Below are 18,456 nucleotides of genomic sequence, written 5' to 3'. Positions count from 1 at the left end.
TGGCTTAACCTTGCGCCCGTCAACGCCTCACGGAGGCCGGCCATGCGATTTGGTGTTCGCAAAACTGCCCACGTCTTCGAGCGCGTCGGCCTCGCGATGGCGGGGGCGGCGTGCGGGCTGTTCGTCGGTGCCTATGTCGGCTCGGCGATCGCGCCGCTCACCACGCAGGGCTTCCTGCTGCTGATGATGCTGCTCGGCTTCGTCGGCTTCTATCTCGGCATCGACACGCCGCAGCTTCCCTTCGACGAGGCGCATAGCGCCATCGACGCAGCGGAATTCCTGAGTTCCGCCGGCACGCTCTTCGCCACGCTCACCGCGCTCGCCTCCGTCGCCGTCATCGTGCTGCGCCTCGACCCGCACATCGCCTGGACCTGGCTCGCGCTGCTCGGCTGGATCGCGGGTGTCGCGATGCAGATCGTCGCGGGCGCGAAGGCGCGGATGCGGAAGTAGCCTTTTTACCCTCCAGGGAGGGTGAGCGCTCGCTCAAAACACCACGCCGACCCGCGTGCCGCGCTTCCAGGCGATGCGGCAGCGCTTCTTGGTGTTGACGTGCAGCAGCTCGAACCTGTCGGGAATCTTCACCTGGCCGCCGAGATCGACGCAGGCCCCGCCCGGCGAATAGTCGATCAGCGTGCAGACGATCACCGGCGCGCGGGGGTCGGTGATGATCTTGGCCTGGCGGGACACCAAGCCTGCGGGTTTTACGCGGGCGTATTTGCGCGGATACATTGGCACTCTCCTCCAATGCCGCGGGTAGCGGCGGGTCTGTTCCAATGATGAAAGGGAGATGATGCGATCCGGCTAAGGCGAGGCCGAGAATTTTAATGAAAAGTGTCGGCGAATGGAGAAAGCGGCGGTAGTGGGGTGTGCTGCCACTGCCTCAACCACCGTCATTGCGAGGAGCGCAGCGACCAAGCAATCCAGACTGCCTCCGCGGAAGGACTCTGGATTGCTTCGCGGAGCCTGTCATCGGGCCGCGCCTTGCGCGGACCCGGTGGCTCGCAATGACGAGCAGAGTCACCCCGTCACGATCTCCCCCGCCGCCTCCACCCCCTCATGCGGCGGCACCGGCATCGGCACCGTCACGTACTCCTTCGGCAGATTCACCGGCCGATAGCCCGGCTCCACCGCCATCCGCTTCAGCACGCTCTCATGCACATGCGCGCCTTCGGGAATGACGCGCGGCTCGCAATCGGGGATGTAGAAGCCGAAAGACACCTTCCGCTCCGGCCATTCCCTGTACTTCGCGCTCTTCGGCAAATACTCCAGCACGCGCCAGCCCGGCGTCATCGAATTGTGCAGCTCGCCCACCTTTCCCGTATATTCAGGCGGCACGTATTTGAACGGCGAGTTCTTGCGCTGGACGCCCCAGGCGAGCTGGTTCACGGTGCGCGGGTTGAAGTTCAGCCCGGCCTTTGCCGCCTCCTCGATCATCCAGAGCAGCGGATACTTGGACTCCCCGCTCTCGGCCTCCGGATAGCCGCCGCCGACGTCGCCATGCACGCCGGCGAACCACACCTGCAAAATGTCCTGCGGCTCCTTCTTCTCGTCCGGCACGTAGCGATTGCGCCAGAACTCCTGCGGCTCCGCATACGCGTTGAGGCGGAACATGCGGCGCTGCTCGTCGATCGCGATCGCCTGGCGGAAGATCTTGACGCTCGGATTGCGCAGCGTGAAGGCGAGCTCCTCCAGGCTGAACACGAAGAAGAAATTGTCGCGCCGCGGCACGATCACGCTCGCCACCGTGTCCCAGACGCCGATGAAGTGGATGGTCGGCCAGCGCGTCGAGGTGATGCGCGCGAACTGGGCGGCGAGATCGAATTCGTCCTTCGGCAGCGGGCCCTGCTCGTCGGTGGCGATGTTCTTGAGGTCCTCGATGTCGTTGCCGCGCCCGGTGCCGGAATATTGCTTGTAGGCGACAAGGCCCGAGCCTGCGAGGTTGGCCTGCTCCGGCGAGATCAGCCCGATCTTGTGGATCAGCCCGGCCAGCACCCGCACCGTATAGGCACCGCGCGAGAAGCCGAACAGATAGATGCGGTCGCCCGGCGCGTAATGCTCGACCAGGAAGCAATAGGCGCCGAGCACGTTGTCATCGAGCCCGTAGCCGGTGGCGAGCCCAAGCACCAGGTTGAAATTGGCCTTGAGCCGGTGCCACGTGGTCGGCTCCGTCACCGTGCCGACGCCGGGGTCGTAAAACACCATCTGCCGCGGCTGCGTCTTGTCGGTCTTGCGCAGGCAGCGATACAGCTTGAGGACGTTGGAGATGTTCTCGCCGATCTCGTTGCCGGTGCCGTCGCAGCAGATGACGAGGTTCTTCGGCTCGACTTTGTGCTCGGTCTCCACGGTATGCCCCTCCCGGTGATGCTACCCGGGCGAGTATAGCCGAAAAGCGCGACGGCGAGGAGACGATGGTGCCAGCCGCGACGGCAGTGCGCTCCCTCGCCCCGCTTGCGGGGAGAGGGTTGGGGTGAGGGGGAGTCTCCGCGAGGGAGGTGAGGGTTGGACTCGCGGAGAGTCCCCCTCACCCGCCGCGCGCGGGACGATGCTTCGCATCGCCCGGGGCGCGTCGGCCTCTCCCCGCAGGCGGGGAGAGGCGAAGAGCTCGAGCCGCTACTTCTTCTTCGTCGGCCCGAAATCCGGCTGCCAGGCCGGCTCCTTGCGGCTCGGTGCCGCGGCGATCGGCTTGGCCTTGTCCTTCTTCGGCTTCTTGATCTCGCGGTTGCTGCGTTGCTGGCCCTTGCTCATGTCGCTCTCCGGTGGTTTGAGTTCGTCGAGTTCGTCCGATTGCAGCACGCGGCCGCGCGGGGTGCAGACGCGCACGTCCATGTAGCCGTCGCGCAGCAGTTTTCGCGCGAGCTGCAGCGCCACCGTGGCGCTGCTGCGGCCGAGATTGGCGTTGCCGTATTCGCCCGTAGCCCAGACCAGATAAGGCACGCGCACGGCCCTAGCCATTGAGAATCGCGGCTCCGCGCAGGAGGAGAAGCAGGAATAGCGGCATCACCGCCAGAGGCACGATCCATTCGAGGATGCGACCGCGCGACATCGAACGTTCCCTGCGGGTCGGTCGGCGGGAGCGCAACCGCCCCTCGGTCACCGGTCGAAGCCCGTCGGATGTGGCCTTGATGCCGCGAGTCTACGCCTGCGGCCTGCCAATAGCGAGCGCTAAAGTGCGCCGCGCTGCGGCAAGGCTCGCGTGCAGCGCGGCCGCGATAATGCTGGCTATTGCCGCGCAAGGAGCACATGGTTGGGCCACGTCGGCGTCGGTTGGGGCCCCTCTTTGCCAAAGGCAGGTGCACATGACTATCCGCTCACGGCGAGAAACAATCACCTTCAAGCATCCGTTCCACATCCGCGGCGTCGAGCGCGAGCTGCCCGCGGGCGCCTATGAGGTCGTCACCGACGAGGAGATGATCGAGGGCCTGTCGTTCGCGTCGTATCGCCGCGTCGCCACCATGATCACGGTGCCGTCCGAAGGCGTGCGCGGCGCGACGGAGCTGCTGTCGATCGGCTCGGTCGACCTTGCGGACGCGCAGGCGGCCGATGCGAGTGCCGCCACATGACTGACCACTCCGTGGATCTCGACAAGCATCGCGGCATGGCCGCCCAGAAGGCGACCGACCTGCGCCGCGCGCTGGCCGAGGTCGAATCCCATGTCAGGGAGCTGCGCGAGCGCGAGGCCGATCTCGAGCACCGCATGATGACGGTGCCGGCGATGTCGTGGCCCGAGGCCGCGGTGAAGGCGCGCCATCTGCTCAACCTCTATGCCGCAAGCCTCCCCGTCGAGGACACCCGCCACCGCGCCCTGGTGGCCGCGCTGCTGGACGATTTCGCAAGGCTCGGCGGCGATAATTGAAGGCGGCCACGGTTCACCTCTCCCGCCCTCGTCTCGCCGAAGCCTTAGCGAAGGCGGAAGGCCGAGCGCACCTATCATGCAAAGGAACACCCCATGACCCTCACCACCGGCCGCTTCATCGCCCACGACCAGGACCGCGGCATCGTCCAGTTCTCGATGCAGGACGGGCCTAAGGAGATTCCCTGCGCGATCTCGACCTCCGCCATGGACGACCTCGAGCGCGGCCCGCGCGCCCGCCCCAATGAGCGCGAAGCCCAGTTCACCCGCCTGCGCGACCGCATCGAAGCCTGCACCGGGCGGAAGTATCAGGCGACGGAGTTCGAAGGCACCCCGCCGGGCATCGTGCTGCGGAGCATTGATTTTCGGGGGTAGGGGGAAAGCTGCGGGCTTACTCGCACATGACGAAATTTCGCTGTTCGTTGCTGCCTGTAAAGAACTTGGTTGGATTATGTAGCTCAGGATCAATTGCTACGAAGAAGCCTTCATCTGGTGAAATTCCCAAAAATACAGTTGTGAGAAGACCAAGGGGATCTTGGTAGATCTCATGAAGGTTGTTTTCGAGCTTGCTCCCATACTTCACTTGGAAGCTTCTTTCATCGTCTGGTCGATTCTTTGTCGGCGTTCTTGTAGCGAGAAAGGCGTACGCGACGACGCCCATTCTCTCGCCGGCGAGCGTTTCGAAAGCAATCACAAACGGGGCGCGATCTGGCTCGGAGGCGTAAATGATCCGGCAGCCACGAGATTCAAGCGCTTCACGCATGAACCGAACGAGCGGTTCGCGGTCTGCTCTCTGAACGCGATAGGTCCTTGGCCCTTCGAACATCATGGAAGCTTCCGTATCTGCTCGGCCCAGCGCCGTACGCAAATCATTTGCGCCAATTATTGAGGAGACTTTCGCGTGCGGCTAGAGGAAATGCAGTCCTGCAATCGTGGAATGGGAGCGCCCCACAAACAAAAACGGCCGGATCTTCCGATCCGGCCGTCACGCAAAACTCTACTCGGCTAAGCCTACGCCACGCGACGCAACCTAGCCCCCGCCCAATTCCAAATCCGCTTAGCTCGCCTGCTTCTCCGGCGCCGGGCCGACCTTTTTCTGGATGGCGCGCTTCAGCTCGAGGGCGCGCGGCGACAGCAGGTCGGCCTTGGCCTTGAGCAGATAGGGGTCGAGGCCGCCATTGTGGTCGACGCTCTTGACCGCGTTGGTGGAGACGCGCAGGCGCACGTTGCGGCCCAGCGCTTCGCTGATGAAGGTCACGTTGACCAGGTTCGGCAAGAAGCGGCGCTTGGTCTTGATGTTGGAGTGGCTGACCTTGTGGCCGACGAGGGGGCCCTTGGCCGTCAGTTCGCAGCGGCGAGACATGGTAGAAATCCTCTTCTGTCCCCCAACGATTTGCGGCCGCCATCCGGGGCGCCACGGGGGCTAATTCTGTCGTCCTTGCAGGGAGCGGGCGGACGTATAGGGGGGATGCGGCGGGACGTCAAGGCGACGGGCTGTTTTTGGCCCGTCGTTCCCCCGTTGCGCGCTTGCGCAATGGGGGCGCGCGGGAGCGCGAACACGGGATCTCGAGCCGCATATCACGAGCCTCAAATCAGGTGTCATCGCCCGGCTCGACCGGGCGATCCAGTACGCCGTGACGGTGCGGCTGGAGCCGAGGGGCCGCGGCGTACTGGATGCCCCGGTCAAGCCGGGGCATGACAGGGGAATACGCGGCAACAGCTTACTACCCCCGATCACCAAAACGGCAATGTTTCAAACCCCTTACCATCACATAAAGGGCGTATTCACCCGCGAAATATCGGGTGGAGTTCCCGGCCCGATAGGCCCGGACACATTGTCTGGCGCGGTTTTTGGCTTAAGTAACAGCCGTCGCGCCCCGATTGGATCGTTCCGTGCTCACATCTTCCCGACTTTTGCCCAAGGGCTTGGTCAGGCCCCGTGCCGGCCGGCTGGCCTTCGCGGCCCTGTGCGGGCTCGCGCTGGCGTGGGCGGCGGAGCCGGTGGCGGCGCAGGGCAAGCTCGAGGCGCAGTATGAAGCGACGCTGTCGGGAATTCCCGTCGGCAAGGGCGCTTGGAACATCGACATCGGCGACGACGTGTTCGCGGCCGCCGCCTCCGGCGGCACCTCGGGGCTGCTGAAATCGTTTGCGGGCGGGTCCGGCACCGGCGCCTCGCAGGGGCGGGTGGTGAACGGCGCGCTGGTCGCGACCGGCTATCAGGCCTCCACCACCACCTCGAAGAAGACCGAAGAGATCCGCATCACGCTCGACAAGGGCAATGTGAAGGAGTTCGGCATCGTGCCGGAGCCGCCGGTCGATGCCGACCGCATCGTCGTCACCGAGGCGCACCGCCGCGGCGTCTGGGATCCGATGACGGCCTCGCTGCTGCGCGTGCCCGGCACCGGCGACCCGGTCTCGCCGGAGGCCTGCCACAACTCAGCGCCAGTGTTCGACGGCCGCATGCGCTACGAGCTCAAGCTCGATTTCAAGCGCATGGAGAGCGTCAAGGCGGAGAAGGGCTACAAGGGCCCGGTGGTGGTCTGCTCGCTCTATTTCGTCCCGGTGGCGGGCTACATCCCCGACCGCCCCGTGATCAAATACCTCGCCGCCCAGCGCAACATCGAGATCGCGTTCGCGCCGGTGGCGGGCACGCGCATCCTGGTGCCGTTCTGGCTCAAAGTGCCGACGCCGCTCGGCCCCGCCATGCTGGAAGCCACCAGCTTCATCACCTCGGCCCAGCCCCCGAAGGTCGCCAAGACGCAGTAAAGCCTCGCTGCCGTAGCCCGGATGGAGCGCAAGCGTAATCCGGGATTCTTTGCAGCGGCTCCCCGCATTCCGCTCCGCTCCATGCGGGCTACGGGCTGAACGCCTGTCGCGTTGACCCGTCCCGTCGGGCAGATACGAATACACATGATTTCAATGGCTTACCTACTGTGCATGGGGTTGTTTTCGCAGTTTTGTCGTGGCGGGCCTTCGGGCCGGGAATCCATTTGACTCCTTGTCGATTCTGATTCGACTCGGCGCCATCCCCAACTTAAGGCTTTCAGCCACCGAAACGCCGCTTGTGCGGCGGGGCAAAACTCCATCTAGTGCGCAACCGGGACGAGTCCCGCGACATGTTGCGTGAACGGAACGGGACTCAATTGGTCGTCAGCGATTCGGCCGCGATTCGTTCTGGAGTCGTTCCGAAGCTTAAAGCCAACGGGAAAAGCGTCGCAAAGTGAGACAGTTGCGCGGGATTTTTGGAAGCAGCTCCCACAGACTCGGTGTCATCGCCCGGCTCGGCCGGGCGATCCAGTACGCCGAGGCGGTTGTGGTTGAGCAGGCAGGCTGCGGCGTACTGGATGCCCCGGTCAAGCCGGGGCATGACAGCGGAGAAGGTGACCAAGCGTTCGGAGACATGGCGGACAGAGCCCAGTCGCCTCATCGCCCACAACAGCACTGACATTCGCCCCAATCGGCACTACCTAATCCCCCAGATGCCCTTTTCCTCCTCCCCCTTCGCTTCCGACCGCGCCCCCGGCGCTGGCGTCACTGCGGTGCTCGGGCCGACCAACACCGGCAAGACCCATCTCGCCATCGAACGGATGCTGGCGCATCCCTCGGGCGTGATTGGCCTGCCGCTGCGCCTGCTCGCGCGCGAGGTCTACAACAAGATCGCGGCACGGGTCGGCAGCGACGCCGTCGCGCTTGTAACGGGCGAGGAGAAGATCAAGCCGAAGAACCCGCGCTACTGGGTCTCCACCGTCGAGGCGATGCCGCGCGACCTCGACGTCTCCTTCCTCGCCGTCGACGAGGTCCAGATCGCCTCCGATCTCGAACGCGGCCACGTCTTCACCGACCGCATCCTCAACCGCCGCGGCCGCGACGAGACGCTGCTGCTGGGCGCCGCGACGATGCGCCCGATCATCGAACGGCTGCTGCCGGGCGTCTCCATGATCACGCGGCCACGGCTGTCGCAGCTCGAATTCGCCGGCGACCGCAAGATCACGCGCCAGCCGCGCCGCACCGCCATCGTCGCTTTCTCCGCCGACGAGGTCTATGCCATCGCCGAGCTGATCCGCCGCCAGCATGGCGGCGCCGCCGTGGTGCTGGGATCGCTCTCGCCGCGCACGCGCAATGCGCAGGTGGAGATGTTCCAGAACGGCGATGTCGACTACCTCGTCGCCACCGACGCGGTCGGCATGGGCCTCAATCTCGACGTCGATCATGTTGCGTTTGCCTCCGACCGCAAGTTCGACGGGTACCAGTTCCGCCGCCTGACGCCGTCCGAATTCGCGCAGATCGCCGGCCGCGCCGGCCGCGCCACCCGCAACGGCACCTTCGGCACCACGGGCCGCTGCGGGCCGTTCGAGCCCGAGCTCGTCAATGCGCTGCAGAACCACACCTTCGACAATGTGAAGATGCTGCAATGGCGCAACTCGAAGCTGGATTTCTCCTCGCTCGGCGCGCTTCAGGTCTCGCTGAACCAGTCGCCCGGCCATGAGGCGCTGACGCGTGCGCCGATCGCCGAGGACATGCGGGTGCTCGACCACGCCGCCCGCGACGTCGATGTGCGCGATATCGCCCATGGCAAGGAGGCTGTGGAGCGGCTGTGGGAGGCCTGTCAGGTCCCCGACTACCGAAAACTGTCGCCCGCCGCCCATGCCGAGCTCGTCACCACGCTGTACGGCTTCCTGATGCGGAAGGGATGCATCCCCGATTCCTGGTTTGCGGCCCAGATCGAACAGGCCGACCGCATCGACGGCGATATCGACACGCTGTCGGCCCGGATCGCGCAGATCCGCACCTGGACCTTCGTCGCCAACCGCCCGGACTGGCTGAAAGACCCCGAACGCTGGCAGGGGATCGCGCGGGAGGTCGAAAATAAATTATCGGATGCGCTCCATGAACGCTTGACTGAGCGTTTCGTTGATCGCCGGACCAGTGTATTGATGCGCCGCCTGCGGGAGAACACGAGCTTGAATACTGAAATCGGCAAGACCGGCGAAGTCATCGTCGAGGGCCATGTCATCGGCCGTCTCGATGGCTTCACCTTTGCACCGGATGCTGCGGAAGCCGGCTCCGATGCGAAAGCCTTGCAGGCTGCAGCCCAAGCGGTGCTTGCCGGCGAGATCAACACGCGTGCTGAAAGACTGGGCAACGCGCCGGACGAGCAGTTCGTGCTGACCTCCGAAGGCACCATCCGCTGGACCGGCGACGCCGTGGCGCGGCTGTCCGCCGCAGAGGACGCGCTGCATCCGCGCATCCGCATCATCTCCGACGAGCGGCTGACGGGTGCGCCCCGTGAGAAGGTGCAGGCCCGGCTCGAGCTCTGGCTCAAGACGCATATCGAAAAGCTGCTCGGGCCGATGTTCGAGCTGTCGAAGGCCGAGGACGTCACCGGCATTGCCCGCGGCATCGCCTATCAGCTGGTCGAGGCGCTCGGCGTGCTCGAGCGGCCGAAGATCGCGAACGAGCTGAAGGATCTCGACCAGCCCTCGCGCGCGACCTTGCGCAAATACGGCGTCCGCTTCGGCGCCTATCACCTCTATTTCCCCGGCCTCTTGAAGCCCGCCGCGCGTGCGCTGGCCGCGCTGCTCTGGGCGCTGAAGCAGGACAATGTCGATCTGTCGTCGTTGTCCGGCGCCCAGCATCTGGCAAGCTCCGGCCGCACCTCGTTCCCGGTCGACAAGCAGCTGCCGCGCGATGCCTATCGCGTGCTCGGCTACAAGCAGGCCGGCGAGCGCGCCGTGCGCGTCGACATTCTGGAGCGCCTTGCCGATCTGATCCGCCCGGCGCTGGCCTGGCGCGAGAACTCGCCCGGCGAAAAGCCCGCCGGCGCGTTCGATGGCCGCAGCTTCGTGGTGACGCAGGCGATGACCTCGCTCACCGGTTCCGCGGGCGAGGACTTTGCGTCCGTGCTGCGTGCGCTCGGCTATCGCATGGAGAAGCGCCCGCCGCTGCCGCCGAAGCCGGTGGCGCCTGTCGTCGCTGAGACGCCGGCCGCTGAAGTCGGCGCAGAGACTCCTACCGAGACGACTGCGACCGAGGACGCCGCAGCACCCGCGGACGCCGCGATCGAAGCTGCAGCTGAGCCGGTCACCGTCGAAGACGCGCCCGCCATGGAGCAGCACGACGAGCCCGCGCCCGAAGGGCCTGTGCTCGAAGCATCTGCTGAAACTTCCGTCACGCCCGAAGACGCCCCCGGCATCGCGCCGCCGGCGGATGAAGAAGCTGCTGCACCCACGGAGGCTGCTGACGCAGCTCCCGCCGAGGCCGCCGCAGCGGAAGCCGCTGCATCGCCCGATGCCGCCGCGCCGGTCGAGGCCGCGGCTGCGCCTGCCGAGCCGGAGCTCATCGAGGTCTGGCGTCCCGGCGGCCGTCACGAGGAGCGCAAGCCGCGCCACGAGCGTCATCGCCATCAGCGTCACCACAACAACCAGCCGCGTCCGCAGGCCGGCGCTGAAGCAGGCGCCGCACCCGCTGAAGGCGAGGCCGCGCCGGCTGCCGATGGCGAGAAGCGCGGCGAACGTCATCGTCACGGCGGCCATCGCCGCGATGGGGCGAGGGATTTCCGCAAGCCGCGTGAGGGTGGCGCCGAAGGCGCGCCGCGCCAGGAGGGGCGCGACGACAAGAACCGCCGATTCGAGGGCAAGGACAACAAGGATCGCGATCGCAACAAGGGCAAGTTCGGCGGCGATCGCGACAAGGGCCGCGACAATCGTGGCCGCGACCGCGACAAGGGCCGTGACCGTCAGGGTGGTCCGTCGCTGCGTCCCTACGCCTCGAGCGCTACCCCGCGCGAGCGCGATCGTCCGGTTGATCCCAACTCGCCCTTCGCAAAGCTCGCTGCACTGAAGGAGCAGCTCGCGGGGCGCAAGGAGTAGCCCCACGACCGAGCGGCAGCGCATCGACAAATGGCTGTGGCACGCGCGGGTGGTGAAGGCGCGTACCTCCGCGGCCGAGCTCGTCGGATCCGGCCACGTCCGCGTCAACGGCGCGCGCGAGACGTCGCCGGGCCACGCGATCAAGATCGGCGACGTGCTGACCATCGCGCTCGATCGCACCGTGCGCGTGTTGAAAGTCACGGGCTTCAACGAGCGCCGCGGCGATGCCGCCTCGGCCCGCGTGCTCTACGAGGAGCTCAGCGAAGCAAAGCGCAATTAATTGCGCTTAACGTTCATTTCTTGGTCGATCACGCACACAAAGCCGTCATGATCGGCCGTTCCCGACCTTGCAGCGCCGGGCCATCCGCGCTACGCAAGCCGCGACTTTTGAATAAGCTTTTCGGAGCGTTGGATGACTTACGTCGTCACTGAAAACTGCATCAAGTGCAAGTACACCGACTGCGTCGAGGTCTGCCCGGTCGACTGTTTCTACGAGGGCGACAACATGCTCGTCATCCATCCTGACGAATGCATCGACTGCGGCGTGTGCGAGCCGGAATGCCCCGCCGACGCCATCAAGCCGGACACGGAACCGGGCCTCGAAAAGTGGCTTTCGGTCAACGCCGACTATGCCAAGAGCTGGCCGAACATCACCCAGAAGAAAGAATCACCTGCCGACGCGAAGGAATTCGACGGTCAGGAAGGCAAGTTCGAGAAATATTTTTCTCCGAACCCCGGCTCGGGGGACTAATTCGCGCCCAAACTTAACCCTAATAGCGTCGTTGCCGCCGAAAACCAGCCCTCAAGACCCCTAAATCATTGATTTTTGCGGGAAATGTGCTATATTGGGCACATTAAGCCGAACCCCGTCAGCCCGTTGGCCCCTCTGGGTTCCCGTGAAACCAAATGTCGAACAGGGGCGTGGCAGTTTCCGCGCGCAGGCTGTGTCACAGAAAACGCGTAAAAAGAGTACTTCAGCGAGGGCTTCCCACAAGGAGGCCAAAAAAGTCGCCGCGGCCAGCCGTAGCGCATCCAAGGGTCGGACCGCGACGAAGGCGCCGGCTGCAAAGTCCTCGAAGAACAAAAGAAGCGCAATGCCTCACAAGACTGCCAAACCGGCCGCGAAAGCGACCGTTGCCAAGCCTGCTGCCGCCAAGCCCGCTGCTGTTAAGGCTCCCGCTAAGCCGGTCGTGAAGGCCGCTGCGCCTGCGCCGAAGGCTGCTGTTGCTGCTGCTCCTGCCAAGGCTCCTGTCGCTGCCAAGCCGGTTGCGAAGGCCGCTGCGCCTGCGCCGAAGGTCGAGGAAAAGAAGGTCGTGACCCAGCGTCAGGGCTTCAAGGCCAACGAATTCGTCGTCTACCCCGCTCACGGCGTCGGCCAGATCCTGGCCATCGAGGAGCAGGAGATCGCCGGTGCGAAGCTCGAGCTGTTCGTCATCAACTTCATCAAGGACAAGATGACGCTGCGCGTTCCGACCGCCAAGGTCGCCAACGTGGGCATGCGCAAGCTGTCCGATCCCGCGTTGGTGAAGAAGGCGCTGGAGACCCTCAAGGGCCGCGCCCGCGTCAAGCGCACCATGTGGTCGCGCCGCGCCCAGGAATACGAAGCGAAGATCAACTCGGGCGACATCGTCGCGATCGCGGAAGTCGTGCGCGACCTCTATCGCTCGGAGTCGCAGCCGGAGCAGTCCTACAGCGAACGCCAGCTCTATGAAGCGGCGCTCGATCGCCTCTCCCGCGAGATCGCGGTGGTGCAGCACTCGACCGAGACCGAAGCGGTCAAGGAGATCGAGGCCCAACTCGCCAAGAGCCCGCGCCGCACCGGTGCCAAGTCCGAAGCCGCCGAAGGCGAGGGCGATACGGATGCCGAGGGCGACAGCGACGATGGCGATGGCGCCACGGTCGCCGACGAGGCAGCGTAAGCGTCTCGCGTCGATCGCAGACAATCAAAGCCCGGCCGGTTTGGCCGGGCTTTTTGTTGCCGTTGGACGAGCCCGGGCCGACGCCTACCTCACCGGACGCTTCTCCAGCTTCCTTGCCAATGTCCGCCGGTGCATCCCGAGCCGCCGCGCGGCTTCCGAGATATTGAAATCCGTCTCGATCAGCGTCTGGTGGATGCGCTCCCATTCCAGCGTCTTGATCGAGGTCGGCCGCGCGTCGAGCGCGACTTCGGCGTTGCCCTCGGCCCTGTGGAAGGCGGCCTCGATGTCGTCGGTGTTCGACGGTTTTGCGAGATAGTGACAGGCGCCAAGCTTGATCGCCTCGACGGCGGTGGAGATGCTGGCAAAGCCGGTCAGCACCACGATCAGCATGTCCGGATCGTGCGCGTGCAGCAGCTCGACGCAGGCGAGGCCCGAGGCGCCGCCGAGCTTGAGGTCGACCACGGCATGGCCGAAAGATCGTTCCTCCAGCACTTGTCGCACCTCGTCGATGGAAGCTGCCAGCACGACGTCGTAGCCGCGGCGCTCGAATGAGCGTTTGAGCGTGCGCGCGAAGCCGGCATCGTCCTCGACGACGATGAGCGAACGGTCAGGCGTCAAAGTTGCCTCCGATCGCGAGCGTTGCGAGCGGCAGGGTGAGGCGGACGGTGGCGCCGCGCTTGCGATGGTTCTCGGCGGTCACGCTGCCCCCCAGCTTGCGTACCACGTTCACCACCAGGAACAGGCCGAGCCCGCCGCCGGCGCGGCCCTTGCTCGACTGGTAGGGCTTGCCGAGCTGCGCCAGCATCTCCGGCGCGAAACCGGGGCCGCGGTCGCTGATCGACAGTACGAGATTGTCGCCCTCGCGCTCGGCCACCAGCTCGACCCAGTCGCGCGAGACCTCATAGGCGTTGTCGAGCACGTTGAAGATCACCTGCTTCAGCGCGATGTCCGAGACGATCGCGACGTCCTCGCCGAACGTGTTGATGAAGTAGAGCGTCCGGGCCGATCGTGCGTCGCGCCATTCGTCCACCAGCGCGGTGATGAAGGCCGTCACCGTCGTCGGCGACGAGCCTTCGCCGCGGGCTTCGCCCGCCGAGACCAGGATGCCCGTGACGATCGATTTGCAGCGCTGCAGCGAGGTCTCCATTTCCGAAAGGTCCTCGGCGAGCTCCTGGTCGGCGGCGAGATCCGGCATGCGGCGCCAGTCGCTGAGGATCACCGAGAGCGAGGCGAGCGGCGTGCCGAGCTCATGGGCCGCGCCGGAGGCGAGCAGGCCCATGCGGACAATGTGATCCTGCTCGGCGGCGTGCTGCCGCAGCGCGGCCAGATGCGCGTCGCGCTCGCGCAGGTTCCTGTTGATGCGGGTGACGAACACGACCAGCAACACGGCATTGAGCACGAAGCCCAGCAGCATACCGGCGACAGTGAGCGTGTAGGTCTCGCTCAGCGGGTTCGGCGGAAGCTCGAGCGGCCGGTAGGCCAAGGTCAGCCAAACGAAGCTCGCGCACGTCAGGGCCACCAGCGACCAGGTCGAGCGGGCGTCGAGCAGCACCGCGCCCAGCGTCACCTGAAGCAGGAACAGCGAGGTGAACGGATTGGTGGCGCCGCCGCTGAGGTAAAGCTGCGCGGTCAGTGCGGCGACGTCGAGCATCAAGGCAACCAGCAGCTCGTTGCTGGAGACGGCGGCACGATGGCGCACCCAGACGAGGCTCGAGACGTTGAGCAGCACCAGCGCGCCGATCACCGCGCCCATCCGCTCCAACGGCAGGGGAATGCCGAGCCAGAAATGCACGCCGCCGATGGTCACGATCTGGCCGACCACGGCGGTCCAGCGCAGCTGGATCAGCAGCGCCATGTTCTTGCGGTTGGTCTCGTCGTCGGTGGGCGCGGTGCCGATCAGCTCGCTGCGCGCATCCGCCTGCGATTGCAGCGTGACGACGCCATGCGTTCTTCCGTCGTCAGGCCTGTTCGACGATCGTTCCAGCATCTGATCCCGTCCTGCGGGCGGTGGCGTCTGAGCCGCCGGCCGGTTCGTGGACGAAGCGGTTGCGGCGGAACAGTCCGCCGCCGAATGTGACGAAAAGCCTGCCCGCCAGCATGAAGGCTAGGGCAAACCACGTCAGCGCGTAGATCAGGTGGTTATTGGGAAAGCGGATCACGGTCAATCCGCCGATTGGCCCGGCGCCGCTTTGTGATCCGGCATCGGCGTCGATGAAGAAGGGCGCGACCTCGTGGAGGCCGCGTGCCGCCGCAATCGCGGCGACGTCGCGCGAGTACCAGCGGTTGTGCTGAGGCACGTTGGTCCTGAGGAAACCGCCCTTCGGCTCGCTCATGCGGAGCAGGCCGGTGACCTCGACCTCGCCGTCCGGATTGCCGTCCCGGCGCGTCGATGCGTCGCGCCGCTCGGACGGCACAAAGCCGCGGTTGACCAGGACCTGTGAACCGTCGCTGCGCTCGAGCGGCGTCAGCACCCAATAACCGGGACCTTCCTCTGTGACGGCCTGGACCAGCGTCTCGCGGTCGTGCAGGAAGCGGCCCTTGAGGCGGACATGCCTGTATTCGTCATTGGCGTTGGAGACCGCGGGCCACGCCGCCGGCGCGGGGATCGGCTGCGCCGAGGCGTGGACGCGTTGCTCGACACGGTCGATCAGCGCCAGCTTCCAAGTGCGGCGCTCGATCTGCCAAACGCCGAGCGCGATCAGAACAGCAAAGGCCGTGAGCGAGAGGACCGTGAGCCACAGGCGCGGACGCGCAGCGTTGCGCCGAGCGTCCTTTACCTTGCCTGTCACGGTCCTCAACTCGCTCACTTCATTCCCGTCATCTGATGCATCGGCATCATGTTGCTGTTGAGGTGGTTCATCACCCACAGCGAACCCGACAGCGCGATCACCACCATGACGATGGTGAAGATCAGGGCCATCATGCTCCAGCCGTTCTCCGACGTCGTGTTCATGTGCAGGAAGTAGACCATGTGCACGACGATCTGCACGACCGCGAACGCCATGATGACGAGTGCGGTGATCTGCTTGCTCGGCAGCGCTCCGCTCATCACCAGCCAGAACGGGATCGCGGTGAGCACGACCGACAGCACGAAGCCGAGCATGTAGGTCGAGAACGTGCCGTGAGCGTGGCCGTCGCCGTGGTGACGATGGTCCGCGCCAGCTGTGTGGGTGTCGGTGTTCATCGCAGAACTCCCAGGAGATAGACGAAGGTGAAGACGCCGATCCAGACCACGTCGAGGAAGTGCCAGAACATCGACAGGCACATCAGGCGGCGGCGGTTGGCCTCGATCAGGCCGAACTTCCAGACCTGCACCATCAGGGTCACCAGCCAGATCAGGCCGCAGGAGACGTGCAGGCCGTGGGTACCGACCAGGGTGAAGAAGGCGGACAGGAAGGCGCTGCGCTGCGGGGTGGCACCCTCATGGATCATGTGGGCGAACTCGGACAGCTCGATGCCGATGAAGGCGGCGCCGAACAGGCCGGTGATCGCCAGCCACATCTGGGTCTGAGCGATCTTGTTCTGCTGCATCGTCAGCATCGCAAAACCATACGTGATCGACGACAGCAGCAGCATCGAGGTGTTCACCGCGACCAGCGGCAGCTCGAACAGGTCCTTCGGCGCGGGACCGGCGGCGTAGTTGCCGCCGAGCACGCCGAAGGTGGCGAACAGGATCGCGAAGATGAGGCAGTCGCTCATCAGGTAGATCCAGAAGCCCAGCGAGGTGCTGTACCCTTCCGGATGCGGATGTTCGTCGGCGAGGTAGAAGACCGGCTCGCCGGTTTGGGTGGGATTGACAGCGACAGTCATTTACTTGGCTCCGGCGAGCAGTTTGGTGCGCGCGTCCTCGGCCCGGACGACGTCGTCGGCCGGAATGTCGAAGTCGCGGTGATAGTTGAAGGTGTGGCCGATGCCGACGGCGAGCATCGCGATGAAGCTCACGGCGGCAAGCCACCAGATGTACCAGATCAGTCCAAATCCCATCGCGGTGGCAAAGCCGGCGAGGATGACGCCGGTGCCGGTGCTGCTGGGCATGTGGATCGGCCTGAACCCGGTGAGCGGACGCTGGTAGCCGCGCTTCTTCATGTCCCACCACGCGTCATTGTCGTGAACGACGGGCGTGAAGGCGAAGTTGTAGTCGGGCGGCGGCGAGGATGTCGCCCATTCCAGCGTGCGTGCATCCCAGGGATCGCCGGTGACGTCCTTGAGCTGCTCGCGCTTGAGGAAGCTCACCGCGAACTGCATCAGCATCGAGAGAATGCCGAGGAAGACGAGGAAGGCACCGATCGCGGCGATGACGAACCAGATCTGAAGGCTCGGATCGTCGAACACGCGCAGCCGGCGGGTCACGCCCATCAGGCCGAGCACGTAGAGCGGCATGAAGGCGAGATAGAAGCCGACCACCCAGAACCAGAACGACAGCTTGCCCCAGAACACATCGAGCTTGAAGCCGAACGCCTTCGGGAACCAGTAGTTGATGCCGGCAAAGGCGCCGAACACCACGCCGCCGATGATGACGTTGTGGAAGTGCGCGATCAGGAACAGGCTGTTGTGCAGGACGAAGTCCGCCGGCGGCACCGCGAGCAGCACGCCGGTCATGCCGCCGAGCACGAAGGTCAGCATGAACGCGATCGTCCACATCATCGGCAGCTCGTAGCGGATGCGGCCGCGATACATCGTGAACAGCCAGTTGAACATCTTCGCGCCCGTCGGGATCGAGATGATCATCGTGGTGATGCCGAAGAACGAGTTGACGCTGGCGCCCGAGCCCATCGTGAAGAAATGGTGCAGCCAGACCAGGTACGACAGGATGGTGATGACGACCGTGGCGTAGACCATCGAGGTGTAGCCGAACAGCCGCTTGCCGGAAAAGGTCGAAGTGACTTCCGAGAAGATGCCGAAGGCGGGCAGAACCAGGATGTAGACTTCGGGATGACCCCAGATCCAGATCAGGTTCACGTACATCATCGGGCTGCCGCCGAAATCGTTCGTGAAGAAGTTGGTGCCGACGTAGCGGTCGAGCGAGAGCAGCGCGAGCACGACGGTCAGGACGGGGAAGGATGCGACGATCAGGACGTTGGTGCAGAGCGAGGTCCAGGTGAACACCGGCATCCGCATCATGCTCATGCCGGGGGCCCGCAGCTTCACGATGGTGCAGATCAGGTTGATGCCGGACAACGTCGTGCCGACGCCGGCGACCTGGAGCGCCCAGATGTAGTAGTCGACGCCGACGTCGGGACTGTAGCCGATATTCGACAGCGGCGGATAAGCCAGCCAGCCGGTGCGGGCGAATTCGCCGATGAATAGCGAGGCCATCACCAGCACCGCGCCGCCGACCGTCATCCAGAAGCTGAAATTGTTCAGGAACGGGAACGACACGTCGCGGGCGCCGATCTGGAGCGGCACGACATAGTTCATCAGGCCGGTGACCAGCGGCATCGCCACGAAGAAGATCATGATCACGCCGTGGGCGGTGAAGACCTGGTCGTAGTGATGGGCGTTGAGATAGCCTTCGGAGCCGCCGAACGCGAGCATCTGCTGGCCGCGCATCATCAGCGCGTCGGCGAAGCCGCGCAGCAGCATCACGATGCCGAGGATCATGTACATGATGCCGATGCGCTTGTGGTCCACGGTGGTGAACCACTCGCGCCAGAGGTAGCCCCAGAGACGGAAATAAGTGAGACCGCCGAGCAGCGCGGCGCCGCCGAGCGCGACGACCGCGAAGGTGCCGACGACGATCGGCTCGTGCAGCGGCAGCGATTCGAGGCCGAGCCGGCCGAAGATGAGCTTGAGAAGATCAGGAGACATGGGGGATCTC

General features: G+C 65.1%; 21 protein-coding genes. 9 read left to right on the top strand and 12 right to left on the bottom strand.

Features of this window, described 5'->3' with window-relative positions; translation table 11 throughout:
* Window positions 1-42: 42 nt before the first annotated feature.
* Window positions 43-450 (top strand): hypothetical protein, encoded by a 408-nt coding sequence (locus tag QSV46_RS25705; RefSeq protein WP_314958089.1) that lies wholly within the window; start codon window positions 43-45, stop codon window positions 448-450.
* 33 nt (window positions 451-483) lie between these two features.
* Here QSV46_RS25705 and QSV46_RS25700 read toward each other — a convergent pair whose 3' ends face one another.
* The 3 genes from QSV46_RS25700 to QSV46_RS25690 form a co-directional block, all read right to left on the bottom strand.
* Window positions 484-729 (bottom strand): PilZ domain-containing protein, encoded by a 246-nt coding sequence (locus QSV46_RS25700; protein ID WP_314958088.1) that lies wholly within the window; start codon window positions 727-729, stop codon window positions 484-486.
* A gap of 288 nt (window positions 730-1,017) precedes the next feature.
* Window positions 1,018-2,343 carry a DUF2235 domain-containing protein gene (locus tag QSV46_RS25695; RefSeq protein ID WP_314958086.1) on the bottom strand — a complete coding sequence of 442 codons (1,326 nt, stop codon included), beginning with the start codon at window positions 2,341-2,343 and terminating at the stop codon, window positions 1,018-1,020.
* Window positions 2,344-2,610: 267 nt separating this feature from the next.
* Complete coding sequence (locus QSV46_RS25690) at window positions 2,611-2,952, bottom strand: hypothetical protein (protein ID WP_314958084.1); 342 nt, start codon at window positions 2,950-2,952, stop codon at window positions 2,611-2,613.
* Between the two features lie 344 nt (window positions 2,953-3,296).
* On the opposite strand from QSV46_RS25690, the gene QSV46_RS25685 reads away from it, so the two are divergent.
* The 3 genes from QSV46_RS25685 to QSV46_RS25675 all read left to right on the top strand — a co-directional run bounded on the left by QSV46_RS25685 (window position 3,297) and on the right by QSV46_RS25675 (window position 4,225).
* Complete coding sequence (locus tag QSV46_RS25685) at window positions 3,297-3,560, top strand: hypothetical protein (protein WP_314958082.1); 264 nt, start codon at window positions 3,297-3,299, stop codon at window positions 3,558-3,560.
* Window positions 3,557-3,853, top strand: a complete 297-nt coding sequence (locus QSV46_RS25680) for a hypothetical protein (RefSeq protein ID WP_314958080.1) — start codon at window positions 3,557-3,559, stop codon at window positions 3,851-3,853. Before QSV46_RS25685 ends, QSV46_RS25680 begins: the two co-directional genes overlap by 4 nt.
* A 93-nt stretch (window positions 3,854-3,946) precedes the next feature.
* Entirely contained in the window at window positions 3,947-4,225 is a 279-nt protein-coding gene (locus tag QSV46_RS25675) for a DUF1488 domain-containing protein (protein ID WP_314958078.1), read from the top strand.
* Window positions 4,226-4,241: 16 nt separating this feature from the next.
* Here QSV46_RS25675 and QSV46_RS25670 read toward each other — a convergent pair whose 3' ends face one another.
* The gene (locus QSV46_RS25670) at window positions 4,242-4,679 is read right to left on the bottom strand and encodes a hypothetical protein (RefSeq protein WP_314958077.1); all 438 of its coding nucleotides are present in this window, start codon (window positions 4,677-4,679) and stop codon (window positions 4,242-4,244) included.
* 228 nt (window positions 4,680-4,907) lie between these two features.
* Window positions 4,908-5,213: a 50S ribosomal protein L28 gene (gene rpmB, locus QSV46_RS25665; protein WP_314958076.1), complete on the bottom strand. Its 306-nt coding sequence runs from the start codon at window positions 5,211-5,213 to the stop codon at window positions 4,908-4,910.
* Between the two features lie 530 nt (window positions 5,214-5,743).
* Here rpmB and QSV46_RS25660 point away from each other — a divergent pair.
* The gene (locus QSV46_RS25660) at window positions 5,744-6,616 is read left to right on the top strand and encodes a DUF3108 domain-containing protein (RefSeq protein WP_409997209.1); all 873 of its coding nucleotides are present in this window, start codon (window positions 5,744-5,746) and stop codon (window positions 6,614-6,616) included.
* 373 nt (window positions 6,617-6,989) lie between these two features.
* Here the strand turns inward: QSV46_RS25660 and QSV46_RS25655 are convergent, their stop codons facing one another.
* The gene (locus QSV46_RS25655; protein WP_314958075.1) at window positions 6,990-7,298 is read right to left on the bottom strand and encodes a hypothetical protein; all 309 of its coding nucleotides are present in this window, start codon (window positions 7,296-7,298) and stop codon (window positions 6,990-6,992) included.
* Window positions 7,299-7,329: 31 nt separating this feature from the next.
* Here QSV46_RS25655 and QSV46_RS25650 point away from each other — a divergent pair, with 31 nt between their 5' ends.
* The 4 genes from QSV46_RS25650 to QSV46_RS25635 all read left to right on the top strand — a co-directional run bounded on the left by QSV46_RS25650 (window position 7,330) and on the right by QSV46_RS25635 (window position 12,638).
* Window positions 7,330-10,719, top strand: a complete 3,390-nt coding sequence (locus QSV46_RS25650) for a helicase-related protein (protein WP_314958073.1) — start codon at window positions 7,330-7,332, stop codon at window positions 10,717-10,719.
* A gap of 22 nt (window positions 10,720-10,741) precedes the next feature.
* Window positions 10,742-10,999: an RNA-binding S4 domain-containing protein gene (locus tag QSV46_RS25645; protein WP_314958204.1), complete on the top strand. Its 258-nt coding sequence runs from the start codon at window positions 10,742-10,744 to the stop codon at window positions 10,997-10,999.
* Between the two features lie 132 nt (window positions 11,000-11,131).
* The gene (gene fdxA, locus QSV46_RS25640; protein ID WP_211376938.1) at window positions 11,132-11,470 is read left to right on the top strand and encodes a ferredoxin FdxA; all 339 of its coding nucleotides are present in this window, start codon (window positions 11,132-11,134) and stop codon (window positions 11,468-11,470) included.
* Between the two features lie 343 nt (window positions 11,471-11,813).
* Window positions 11,814-12,638 carry a CarD family transcriptional regulator gene (locus QSV46_RS25635; protein ID WP_314958071.1) on the top strand — a complete coding sequence of 275 codons (825 nt, stop codon included), beginning with the start codon at window positions 11,814-11,816 and terminating at the stop codon, window positions 12,636-12,638.
* 84 nt (window positions 12,639-12,722) lie between these two features.
* On the opposite strand, the gene QSV46_RS25630 is transcribed toward QSV46_RS25635, so the two are convergent.
* Genes QSV46_RS25630 through cyoB form a run of 6 tightly spaced genes read right to left on the bottom strand, consistent with a single transcriptional unit; the run spans window position 12,723 to window position 18,446 of the window.
* Complete coding sequence (locus QSV46_RS25630; protein WP_314958069.1) at window positions 12,723-13,256, bottom strand: response regulator transcription factor; 534 nt, start codon at window positions 13,254-13,256, stop codon at window positions 12,723-12,725.
* Window positions 13,246-14,625, bottom strand: a complete 1,380-nt coding sequence (locus QSV46_RS25625; RefSeq protein WP_314958068.1) for an ATP-binding protein — start codon at window positions 14,623-14,625, stop codon at window positions 13,246-13,248. Before QSV46_RS25625 ends, QSV46_RS25630 begins: the two co-directional genes overlap by 11 nt.
* The gene (locus QSV46_RS25620) at window positions 14,597-15,445 is read right to left on the bottom strand and encodes an SURF1 family protein (RefSeq protein ID WP_314958067.1); all 849 of its coding nucleotides are present in this window, start codon (window positions 15,443-15,445) and stop codon (window positions 14,597-14,599) included. The genes QSV46_RS25625 and QSV46_RS25620 overlap by 29 nt, the downstream gene beginning before the upstream one ends.
* On the bottom strand, window positions 15,442-15,822 hold the full coding sequence (gene cyoD / locus QSV46_RS25615; RefSeq protein WP_314958065.1) for a cytochrome o ubiquinol oxidase subunit IV: 381 nt from the start codon (window positions 15,820-15,822) through the stop codon (window positions 15,442-15,444). Before cyoD ends, QSV46_RS25620 begins: the two co-directional genes overlap by 4 nt.
* Window positions 15,819-16,448 carry a cytochrome o ubiquinol oxidase subunit III gene (gene cyoC, locus QSV46_RS25610; RefSeq protein WP_007604612.1) on the bottom strand — a complete coding sequence of 210 codons (630 nt, stop codon included), beginning with the start codon at window positions 16,446-16,448 and terminating at the stop codon, window positions 15,819-15,821. Before cyoC ends, cyoD begins: the two co-directional genes overlap by 4 nt.
* Complete coding sequence (cyoB, locus tag QSV46_RS25605; RefSeq protein WP_314958063.1) at window positions 16,449-18,446, bottom strand: cytochrome o ubiquinol oxidase subunit I; 1,998 nt, start codon at window positions 18,444-18,446, stop codon at window positions 16,449-16,451.
* Between the last annotated feature and the right edge of the window lie 10 nt (window positions 18,447-18,456).

Origin of the sequence: Bradyrhizobium cosmicum, from assembly GCF_032290525.1 — a bacterium.
Taxonomy (GTDB): Bacteria; Pseudomonadota; Alphaproteobacteria; order Rhizobiales; family Xanthobacteraceae; genus Bradyrhizobium; species Bradyrhizobium cosmicum_A.
The sequence above is the reverse complement of the archived record's forward strand: the minus strand, read 5'-3'. Positions and strand labels throughout refer to the sequence as shown.

Excerpts from the sequence above, each read along its gene's own strand:
- QSV46_RS25705 (WP_314958089.1), top strand. The coding sequence starts at position 43 with ATGCGATTTGGTGTTCGCAAAACTGCCCACGTCTTCGAGCGCGTCGGC.
- QSV46_RS25700 (WP_314958088.1), bottom strand. The coding sequence starts at position 729 with ATGTATCCGCGCAAATACGCCCGCGTAAAACCCGCAGGCTTGGTGTCC.
- QSV46_RS25690 (WP_314958084.1), bottom strand. The coding sequence starts at position 2,952 with ATGGCTAGGGCCGTGCGCGTGCCTTATCTGGTCTGGGCTACGGGCGAA.
- QSV46_RS25685 (WP_314958082.1), top strand. The coding sequence starts at position 3,297 with ATGACTATCCGCTCACGGCGAGAAACAATCACCTTCAAGCATCCGTTC.
- QSV46_RS25680 (WP_314958080.1), top strand. The coding sequence starts at position 3,557 with ATGACTGACCACTCCGTGGATCTCGACAAGCATCGCGGCATGGCCGCC.
- QSV46_RS25675 (WP_314958078.1), top strand. The coding sequence starts at position 3,947 with ATGACCCTCACCACCGGCCGCTTCATCGCCCACGACCAGGACCGCGGC.
- QSV46_RS25670 (WP_314958077.1), bottom strand. The coding sequence starts at position 4,679 with ATGATGTTCGAAGGGCCAAGGACCTATCGCGTTCAGAGAGCAGACCGC.
- rpmB (WP_314958076.1), bottom strand. The coding sequence starts at position 5,213 with ATGTCTCGCCGCTGCGAACTGACGGCCAAGGGCCCCCTCGTCGGCCAC.
- QSV46_RS25655 (WP_314958075.1), bottom strand. The coding sequence starts at position 7,298 with ATGTCAGTGCTGTTGTGGGCGATGAGGCGACTGGGCTCTGTCCGCCAT.
- QSV46_RS25650 (WP_314958073.1), top strand. The coding sequence starts at position 7,330 with ATGCCCTTTTCCTCCTCCCCCTTCGCTTCCGACCGCGCCCCCGGCGCT.
- fdxA (WP_211376938.1), top strand. The coding sequence starts at position 11,132 with ATGACTTACGTCGTCACTGAAAACTGCATCAAGTGCAAGTACACCGAC.
- QSV46_RS25635 (WP_314958071.1), top strand. The coding sequence starts at position 11,814 with ATGCCTCACAAGACTGCCAAACCGGCCGCGAAAGCGACCGTTGCCAAG.
- QSV46_RS25625 (WP_314958068.1), bottom strand. The coding sequence starts at position 14,625 with ATGCTGGAACGATCGTCGAACAGGCCTGACGACGGAAGAACGCATGGC.
- cyoD (WP_314958065.1), bottom strand. The coding sequence starts at position 15,822 with ATGAACACCGACACCCACACAGCTGGCGCGGACCATCGTCACCACGGC.
- cyoC (WP_007604612.1), bottom strand. The coding sequence starts at position 16,448 with ATGACTGTCGCTGTCAATCCCACCCAAACCGGCGAGCCGGTCTTCTAC.
- cyoB (WP_314958063.1), bottom strand. The coding sequence starts at position 18,446 with ATGTCTCCTGATCTTCTCAAGCTCATCTTCGGCCGGCTCGGCCTCGAA.